Below are 9889 nucleotides of genomic sequence, written 5' to 3' on the forward strand. Positions count from 1 at the left end.
CGAGGAGTTGCCCCGATGACGGCACAGCGCGCCTCCCGACGCCGGATCGAGCACTGGGATCCGGAGGACGAGGAGTTCTGGGAGCGCACCGGCAAGCACGTCGCACGACGCAACCTCGTCCTGTCCGTCCTCTCCGAGCACATCGGCTTCTCGATCTGGAGCATGTGGTCGGTCCTGGTGCTGTTCATGTCCCCGGACATCGGCCTGGGCTTCGCCCCGAGCGAGAAGTTCCTGCTGGTGGTCACCCCCACCCTGGTGGGCGCGCTGCTGCGCCTGCCCTACAGCCACGCCGTGACCCGGTTCGGCGGGCGCGACTGGACCGTCTTCAGCTCGGCCCTGCTGTTCGTCCCCGCGCTGCTGGCGCTGTACTTCGTCCAGCGGCCCGGCACGCCCCTGTGGGTGTTCCTGCTCATCGCCGCGACCGCGGGCGTCGGCGGCGGCAACTTCGCCTCCTCCACCACCAACATCGCCCACTTCTTCCCCCGGCGGCACCAGGGCTGGGCGCTCGGCCTCAACGCCGGCGGCGGCAACCTGGGCGTCGCCGTCATCCAGCTCGTCGGCCTGCTGGTCATCGCCACCGCGGGCGACACCCACCCCGCCTACGTCATCGCCGCCTACCTGCCGCTGATCGCCCTGGCCGCCCTGCTCGCGGCGCTCGGCATGGACAACGTCGACACCGGCCCGGCCTCCTCCGGCGTGCTGCGCGAGGCGGCGGGCAACCCGCACACCTGGTGGATCTCGCTGCTCTACCTCGGCACGTTCGGCTCGTTCATCGGCTACGGCTTCGCCTTCGGCCTCGTGCTGCAGAACCAGTTCGGCTCCACCCCGCTGGAGGCCGTCGGCTACACCTTCCTCGGACCGCTGCTCGGCTCGCTGTCCCGGCCGCTGGGCGGCAGGCTCGCCGACCGCTTCGGCGGAGCCCGGGTGACGTTCTGGAACTTCCTCGCCATGGGCGCCGGCACGCTGCTGCTGCTGGTGGCCTCGGCCCACCACTCCCTCGCCCTGTTCGTCGCCGTGTTCACGGTGCTGTTCGTGCTCAGCGGCCTGGGCAACGGGTCCACGTACAAGCTGATCCCGGTCGTCTTCGCCGGGCAGGCGGAGGCCGCCGTCACCGCCGGGCACGACGCGACCGAGGCGTTCGCCCGCGCCCGGCGCCTGACCGGCGCGGTCATCGGCATCGCGGGTGCCGTCGGCGCGCTCGGCGGCGTCGTCGTCAACCTCGCCTTCCGGGCCTCCTACGGCAGCCAGGGCACGGGCGAGCCCGCCTTCTGGTTCTTCCTCGCCTTCTACGCGGTGTGCGTGAGCGTCACCCGCCTGGTGTACCTGCGCGCCCCGCACGCGACCGTGCCGGGCGGGACACCCGCCCCCCGCCGGGCCGGGCGCGGGGCCGCCGAGTCCTCGGAGGTCACCCGTGCCTGACAGCGCGCCGCGCCCCGGCGTGGCCACACACTGCCCGTACTGCGCCCTGCAGTGCGGCACCCGCCTCGGCCACGACGCCTCGGGGACCGTGGTGGAGCCCTCCGACTTCCCCGTCAACGACGGCCACCTGTGCCAGAAGGGCTGGACCGCGCCCGCGCTGCTCGACGTCCGGGACCGGCTGCGCCGGCCGCTGGTGCGCGGCGGCGACGGCCGTCTCGCCCCGGCCGACTGGGACACCGCGCTGGACACGGTCGCCGCGCGCCTGCGGCGGATCCGCGACGCGCACGGCCCGGACGCGCTCGCCGTGTTCGGCGGGGGCGGCCTGACCAACGAGAAGGCCTACCTGCTGGGCAAGTTCGCCCGGCTCGCCCTCGGCACCAGCCAGATCGACTACAACGGCCGGTTCTGCATGTCCTCGGCCGCCGCGGCCGGCAACGCCGCCTTCGGCCTGGACCGCGGACTGCCGTTCCCCGTCACCGACCTCGCCGCGGCGGACACGATCCTGCTCGCCGGCGCCAACCCCGCCGAGACGATGCCCCCGCTGATGCGGCACCTGCGCAACGCGGAGCTGATCGTCATCGACCCGCGCCGCACCAGGACCGCCGAACGGGCCGCCCTGCACCTGCAACCGGTGCCCGGCACCGACCTCGCCCTGGCCCTGGGGCTGCTGCACATCGCCGTGAGCGACGGCTGGTGCGACAAGGAGTACGTCCAGGAACGCACCACCGGCTTCGACGCGGCCTGGCGGCGCGCCGTCGCCTGGTGGCCCGAGCGCGTCGAGCAGGTCACCGGCGTCCCCGTCGCCGAACAGCGCGCCGCCGTGGAACTCCTGGGCCAGGCACGCCGGGCCTATGTGCTCACCGGCCGGGGCGCCGAGCAGCACAGCAAGGGCGCCGACACCGCCGCGGCCTTCATCAACCTCGCCCTCGCGCTGGGCCTGCCCGGCGTCGCCGGGAACGGCTACGGCTGCCTCACCGGGCAGGGCAACGGGCAGGGCGGCCGCGAGCACGGGCAGAAGGCCGACCAGCTCCCCGGCTACCGCATGATCACCGACCCGGAGGCACGGGCCCACGTCGCGCGGGTCTGGGGCACCACCCCGGACGCCCTGCCCGGCCCCGGCCGCAGCGCCTACGAGCTGCTCGACGCGCTCGGCACCGAGGGCGGCCCCCGCGCCCTGCTGGTGTTCGGCTCCAACCCCCTGGTGTCCGCACCCCACTCCGCCCACGTCGCCGACCGGCTGGCCGCCCTCGACCTGCTGGTGGTGGCCGACTTCGTGCCCTCGGAAACCGCGCGCACGGCCGACGTGGTCCTCCCCGTCGCCCAGTGGGCCGAGGAGGAGGGCACCCTCACCAGCCTGGAGGGCCGGGTGCTGCGCCGCCGCCGGCTGCACCCGCCGCCCGAGGGCGTGCGCACCGACCTGGAGGTCCTGCACGGCCTCGCCGTCCGGCTCGGCGAGCCGGCCCACCGCTACCCGACCGCGCCGCGCCAGGTCTTCGACGAGTTGCGGCGCGCCTCCCGCGGCGGCAAGGCCGACTACTCCGGCATCACCTACGAGCGGCTGGACGCGGGGGAGACCCTGCACTGGCCCTGCCCCGAACTCCCGGACGGCCGACCGCACCCCGGCACGCCCCGCCTCTTCCTCGACGGCTTCGCGACCCCGGACGGACGCGCCCGCTTCGCCGAGGTCGACCACCGCGACCCGGCCGAGACGCCCGACGCCGACCACCCGCTGTACGCCACGACCGGTCGCGTCCTCGCCCACTACCAGTCCGGCGCGCAGACCCGCCGCGTGCCCGCGCTCAACGACGCCGCCCCCGAACCCTTCGTGGAGATCCACCCCGACACCGCCGAACGCGCCGGGCTGCGCGAGGGCGACACCGCCCGGATCACCTCGGCCCGCGGCACCGCGGTCGCGCGGGTCCGGCTGGCCGACGGCCTGCGCACGGACACCGTGTTCCTGCCCTTCCACCACCCCGGCGCCGGCCGCGCCAACCTGATCACCAGCACCGCCCTCGACCCCCGCAGCAGGATGCCCGAGTTCAAGGTCTGCGCCGTGCGGATCGAACCCGGCACCGACGCGTCGTGAGGCCCGCCATGCCCGACTTTCCGCACATCCTCGTCGTGGGCCACGGCCCCGCGGCGCACCGGCTCGTCGAGCGTCTGTCCCGGCTCGGCCACCCGGGCCCGGTCACCGTCCTCGGCGCCGAGCCGCGACCGGCCTACAACCGGGCCCTGCTGACCTCCCTCCTCGACGGCACCCTCACCGAGCGGGACCTGGAACTGCCCGCCCCGCCCGCCGGGGTGCGCGTCCGGCCCGGAACCACCGCCACCGCCGTCGACCGCGCCCGCCGCCTGGTACGCACCGCCACCGGGGAGACGTTCCCCTACGACCGGCTGGTGCTGGCCACCGGCGCCCGGCCGCGGATCCCGCACCTGCCCGGCGTGCTCACCGGGGACGGCCGCCTCACCGAGGGCGCCACCACCCTGCGCACCCCCGACGACACCGCACGGCTGCCCGACGGGCCGGTGGTGGTGCTCGGCGGCGGCGTCCTCGGCACCGAGAGCACGCTCGCGCTGCTGCGCGCCGGCCGCGACGTCACCCTCGTGCACCCGGGACCGCACCCCCTGCACGACCGGCTCGACGACACGGCCGGTGCCCTGCTCGCCGACCACCTCCGCCGTGCCGGCGCCCGCCTGCGCCTCGGGCACAACGCCGTCGAGTACCGCCCGGGCAAGCTGGTCCTCGACGACGGCGAGGTCCTGCGCGCAGACGCGCTCGCGCTGTGCACCGGGGTGGTACCCGAGACCGCGCTCGCCCGCCGGGCCGGACTGGCCGTGCGCACGGGGGTGGTCGTCGACGGGCAGCTGCGCACCGGCGATCCGTTCGTCCACGCCCTCGGGGACTGCGCGGAGTTCGGCGGCGAGGTCCCCGGGCTCGTCACGACCGCCTGGGAACAGGCCGACACCCTCGCCCACGTCCTCACCGGCCACGACACGCACCACCGCGCCGGCCGTCCCGTGCTGCGACCGAGGACGCCCGGCTTCGACCTGGCCTGCCTCGGCCCGCCCGGACCGCCGGACGCCGAGCGGCACATCAGCCTGTCCGACCCCGCCCGCGGCCGCTACGCCGCGCTGGCCCTGTCCGGGGAGCGCGTCGCCGGAGCGGTCCTGGTCGGCCTGCCCCGCGCCGCCGCCGCGCTCGCCCAGCTGTACGCGCGCGACCTGCCGGTGCCGTCCGACCGGCTCGCGCTGCTGCTGGGCGTCGCCACCGGCAGCCGAGGCGCCCGCGTCGAACTGCCGGACGCGGCGGTGCTCTGCCACTGCAACCACGTCACCAAGGCCGACCTGCTCCGCGCCTGGCACGACGGCGCCCGCGACCTGGCGGGGATCGCCGCCGCGACCCGGGCCACCACCGGCTGCGGAGGCTGCGCGGACGACGTGCGCCTGGTGCTCGCATCCGCGACCGGAGGGAACAGCGACCCATGACCCCCACCCCGCGCACCCTGGTGGTCGTCGGCCACGGTATGACCGGCCACCGGCTCGTCGAGCACCTGCGGGCCCACGACCGGCACGGCGCCTGGCGCGTCGTCGTCCTGGCCGAGGAACCCCGCCCCGCCTACAACCGGGTCGCCCTGTCGTCCTACCTGGAGGGCAAGACCGCCGCCGACCTCACCCTGGCCGGCCACGACTTCCTCACCGACCCCCTGGTGGAGCTGCGCACGGCCGCCCCGGTGACCGGCGTCGACCGGCGGGCCCGCACGGTCACCACCGCCGACGGCACGCTCACCCGCTACGACGCCCTGGTGCTGGCCACCGGCTCACGGCCGTTCGTACCGCCCGTCCCGGGGCACGACCTGCCCGGCTGCTTCGTCTACCGCACCTTCGACGACCTCGACGCCCTGCGCGAGGCGGCACACGCGGGCGGGCCCGGGGTGGTGGTGGGCGGCGGCCTGCTCGGCCTGGAGGCCGCCAACGCGCTGCGGCTGCTGGGCGTACGGCCCCACGTCGTGGAGCTCGCGCCGCGCCTGATGCCGCTGCAGCTCGACGACGGGGGAGCGCGCGTGCTCGCCCGGCTCGTCACCGGACTGGGCCTGCGGGTGCACTGCGGCACCGCCGTCCGCGCGATCCGCGCCGGCGGCGACGGCCGGGTCGGGGGAGTCGCCCTCACCGACGGCACCGCGCTCGACGCCCGGCTGGTGGTGTTCTCCGCCGGGGTGCGTCCCCGCGACGACCTGGCCGGACCCGCCGGACTCGCCACGGGCGAACGCGGCGGCTTCCTCGTCGACGACCTGTGCCGCACCGCCGACCCGGCCGTCTTCGCCGTCGGCGAGTGCGCGGCCGTGAAGGGCCGCGCCTACGGGCTGGTCGCCCCCGGCTACCGGATGGCCGAACTGGTCGCCGACCAGCTGCTCGGCCGCCCCGCGACCCCCTTCACCGACCCCGACACCGCCACCAAGCTGAAACTCCTCGGTGTCGACGTGGCCAGCTTCGGCGACGCCCACGCCGAGAGCGAGGGCGCCCTGGAGTACGTCCTGCGCGACGACGGCGCCGGCACGTACGCCAAGCTCGTCCTCGACCCGGAGGGGCGGATCCTGCGCGGCGGTGTGCTCGCCGGCGATGCCTCCGCCTACCGCACCCTGCGCGCCCTGACCGGCCGCGAACTGACCGCTCCGCCCGACCGGTTGCTGTCCGCGCCCGGCCCCGTCGGCCCGCCGCACCGCACCGGCGCGGCGGACGCGGCCTGACTTGACGGAGTAGGGGCGGGCGGTTGGCGGCCGGCCCGGTACCGGAGCGACGATCACTGTGCCCCATCATGCGCGCCGCCCCCGACAACGCCGAGGCGGGAAGTGAGGTTCACCAGATGCCCAGTCGCACAGTGGTCGTCCGGACGACGGCGGGACGAGTGGCGGGGGAGCGCACCGACGGACTCACCGTCTTCCGGGGCGTGCCCTACGCGGCTCCGCCGGTGGGCCCGCTGCGCTTCTCCTCGCCCCGGCCGCCCGAGCCGTGGCAGGGCGTGCGGGACGCCACCGCCTTCGCCGCACCCTCGCTGCAGGGCGACTATCTGCCCGACAGCAGCGAGGACAGCCTGTACGCCAACGTGTGGACCCCGGACGTGGCCGGCCGTCTGCCGGTCCTGGTCTACATCCACGGCGGCGGCTGGCTGCTCGGCGCGGGCAGCGAGCCCGACTACGACGGCGCGCGCACCGCCGTCCACGGCCGGATGGTGGTCGTCACCTTCAACTACCGTCTGGGCGCCTTCGGCTGGGGACTGCACGAGGAGCTCACCGACCCGCACACGGGCTCCTGCGCCAACTGGGGCCTGCAGGACCAGGCCGCGCTCGTGCGCTGGGTCCGCGACAACGCCGAGGCGTTCGGCGGCGACCCGGGCAACATCACCGTCGCCGGCACCTCGGCGGGCGGCTCCAGCACCTGGCAGCTGGCCCTGCTGCCGGAACTGCGCGACATCATCCGCAGAATCGTCCCGATCAGCGTCAAACACGTCTGGGAGCCCGCGAGTTCGACCACCCCGGAGGAATCCCGCCGGGTCTACGAGCACCTCGCGCGCCGCTTCGGCACGACCGTGCCGGGACTGCGCGCCGTACCGGCCGCCGAACTGCGGGACGCCTGGGACGAGGTGTACGCGGGCCGCCCCACCGAACGGTTCGTGGAGGGCGGCCGGGAGTACCGGGGCCCCGTCGTCGACGGGCGCTGGATGCGCGGCTACGACCACGCCCTGCCCACGCCCGCCGTCCCCATGATGCCGATCTACTGCCGCACCGAGGGCTCCTTCTTCACCACCGGCCCCGGCTACCCCTACCCCGGCCCCCACCCGGCCGACGAGGCCGGACTGCGGGAGGCCGTCCGCGAGGTGCTCGAGAAGGGCGCCGCCAAGGTCACCGACGAGCAGGTGGAGGACTGCATCGCCCACCACCGCCGGGCCTCCGAGGCGGAGGGCCTGCCCGTCGACCCGGTGTCGGTGTGGACGCAGGTGTGGGGCGACGGCCTGTTCCGCTACCAGATCGTCCGGCTGGCCGAACGGCACGCCCGCGAGCGGGACGCCGCCCCGCAGTACCTGATGGAGTTCGCCCACCCCCTCCGGCCGCCGTACGCCGGCACCACCCCGCACGAGGCCGTCGCGAAGTTCCTCTTCGGGACGTTCGCGCTGCCGGTCAACGCCCCCTTCTACGGGGACGGGCCGCTGGAGCGCCGGATCTCCGACACGGTGATCGACCTGGTGGCCTCCTTCGCCCGCGGAGCCACTCCGAGCAGTGAACATGCCCCCGAATGGCCGGTGTTCACCCCCGACCGGCCCAGCGTGATGGTCCTCGGCGGTGAACGGGTGGCACGGATCGGCACGGTGTCGGCCCAGGCCCACCTGACGTACTGGGACCGCGCCGGCTGGGTGCCGCAGCCCTGAACACCCCCCGGCCCCACACCACCACAGCAACGAAAGGACTGCCACTTCGATGTGCGGACTCACCGGCTGGGTCGCCTACGACCACGACCTGACGGCCCACGGCGCGACCGCGTCGGCCATGACGGAGACGCTGGCGTGCCGGGGACCCGACGACCGCGGCGTGTGGACCTCACCGCACGCGATCCTCGGCCACCGCCGCCTCTCCATCATCGACCTGGAGGGCGGGCGCCAGCCCATGCACGTCACCGGCGAGACCGACGGCCTGCCCGTCCTCGCCTACACCGGCGAGGTGTACAACTACCGTGAGCTGAAGGAGGAACTCGCGGGCCTCGGCCACGCCTTCCGCACCTCCAGCGACACCGAGGTCGTCCTGCACGCCTACCTGGAGTGGGGCGAGCACTTCGCCGAACGCCTCAACGGCATGTACGCCCTGGCCCTGTGGGACCCGCGCACCGAGGAACTGCTCCTGGTCCGCGACCGCATGGGCGTCAAGCCGCTCTTCTACTACCCGACGCCCGACGGGGTGCTGTTCGGCTCCGAGGCCAAGTCCATCCTGGCCCACCCCGACGCCGAGGCCGTCGTCGACCGCGAGGGCCTGGCGGAGATCTTCGCCATCATCAACACCCCCGGCCACGCCGTGTTCAAGGGCATGCACGAGGTCGTGCCCGGCACCGTCGTGCGCTTCCACCGGGGCGGCCACACCACCCGCACCTACTGGCAGCTGGAGGCCCGTCCGCACACCGACGACCTCGACACCACCGTCACCCGCGTCCGGGAACTCCTCGAGGACATCGTCGAACGCCAGCTCGTCGCCGACGTCAAGGTGGGCACCCTGCTCTCCGGCGGGCTCGACTCCAGCGCCATCACCGCCCTCGCCGCCAAGGTCTTCCGCGACCAGGGCAAGCAGGAACGCATCAAGGCCTTCTCCATCGACTTCAAGAACAACGAGGAGAACTTCCGCGGCAACGGCATCTGGATGGACCCGGACACGCCGTACGCGATCGACGTGGCCCGGCAGTCCGGCGCCGAGCACGTCATCGTCGAGCTGGAGAACCACCACGTCCTCGACGAGGACGTGCGCATGCGGGTGCTGCGCGCCCAGGACCTGCCCATCTCCACCGGCGACATGGAGCACTCCCTCTACCACCTGTGCAAGGCCCTCAAGGAGCAGGTGACGGTCGCCCTGTCCGGCGAGACCGCGGACGAACTCTTCGGCGGCTACAACTGGTTCTTCGACAAGGAGGCCGTGGAGGGCGACACCTTCCCCTGGTACGACGCCTGGCGCCGGCTCGGCGGCCTGGACACCATGAAGGAGATCGGCCTCTGGGACCGGCTCGGCCTCGACGAGTACGTCGCCAAGCGGTACGCCGAGGCGCTCGCCGAAGTGCCGCGCCTGGAGGGCGAGTCCGCGCACGAGGCCCGGATGCGGGAGCTGTCGTACCTCAACATCAGCCGCTGGGAGAACTTCCTCCTCGACCGCAAGGACCGCATCAGCATGGCCGCCAGCCTGGAGGTCCGGGTGCCGTTCACGGACCACCGGCTGGTGGAGTACGTCTTCAACGTGCCGTGGGAGATGAAGACGTTCGACGGCCGCGAGAAGAGCCTGCTGCGCGCCGCCGCGAGCCACGTCCTGCCCGAGTCGGTGCTGGAGCGCAAGAAGAGCCCCTACCCGTCCACCCAGGACGTGGAGTACGTCCGGGCCCTGCGCGCCAAGGTCGAGGCCCTGCTCGACGGTTCCCCCGTGCTCGACCTCGTGCCGGCCGAGGGCATCCGCAAGCTGCTGGACAAGCCGGTCGAGTCCTACGCGGGTCTCGGCGGCCTGTGGGGCATGCGGGCCGTGATGGAGCGGCTGGTCGAGTTCGACGCGTGGGTGAAGGAGTACGACGTCCGCGTGGAGTGGTGACACTCCCACCGGCGCGGCGTGGGGGGCGCCGCCCCCGCCCGGCCCCCCCCCCCCCCCCCCCCGCCCCCCCCCCCCCCCCCCCCCCCCCCCCGGCCCGCGGCGGAGGCGCCCCCCCCCGGGCGCCGCGGCGGCCCGGCCGGCGGTCG

At 74.6% G+C, this 9889-nt stretch carries 6 protein-coding genes; all 6 read left to right on the top strand.

What is annotated here, in order from left to right:
* Positions 1–15 precede the first annotated feature (15 nt).
* The 6 genes from ACIGAN_RS14180 (at position 16) to asnB (ending at position 9743) form a co-directional block, all read left to right on the top strand.
* The gene (locus ACIGAN_RS14180) at positions 16–1419 is read left to right on the top strand and encodes a nitrate/nitrite transporter (RefSeq protein WP_399857390.1); all 1404 of its coding nucleotides are present in this window, start codon (positions 16–18) and stop codon (positions 1417–1419) included.
* The gene (locus tag ACIGAN_RS14185; protein WP_365740367.1) at positions 1412–3505 is read left to right on the top strand and encodes a molybdopterin oxidoreductase family protein; all 2094 of its coding nucleotides are present in this window, start codon (positions 1412–1414) and stop codon (positions 3503–3505) included. Before ACIGAN_RS14180 ends, ACIGAN_RS14185 begins: the two co-directional genes overlap by 8 nt.
* An 8-nt stretch (positions 3506–3513) precedes the next feature.
* Complete coding sequence (locus tag ACIGAN_RS14190) at positions 3514–4905, top strand: FAD-dependent oxidoreductase (protein WP_365740366.1); 1392 nt, start codon at positions 3514–3516, stop codon at positions 4903–4905.
* Entirely contained in the window at positions 4902–6164 is a 1263-nt protein-coding gene (locus ACIGAN_RS14195; RefSeq protein ID WP_399857393.1) for an FAD-dependent oxidoreductase, read from the top strand. The genes ACIGAN_RS14190 and ACIGAN_RS14195 overlap by 4 nt, the downstream gene beginning before the upstream one ends.
* Before the next feature lie 116 nt (positions 6165–6280).
* Positions 6281–7840, top strand: a complete 1560-nt coding sequence (locus ACIGAN_RS14200; RefSeq protein ID WP_399857395.1) for a carboxylesterase/lipase family protein — start codon at positions 6281–6283, stop codon at positions 7838–7840.
* Positions 7841–7889: 49 nt separating this feature from the next.
* On the top strand, positions 7890–9743 hold the full coding sequence (gene asnB, locus ACIGAN_RS14205; RefSeq protein WP_365099343.1) for an asparagine synthase (glutamine-hydrolyzing): 1854 nt from the start codon (positions 7890–7892) through the stop codon (positions 9741–9743).
* Positions 9744–9889: the final 146 nt, after the last annotated feature.

This window comes from Streptomyces sp. NPDC085931 (genome assembly GCF_044540565.1).
GTDB lineage: Bacteria > Actinomycetota > Actinomycetes > Streptomycetales > Streptomycetaceae > Streptomyces.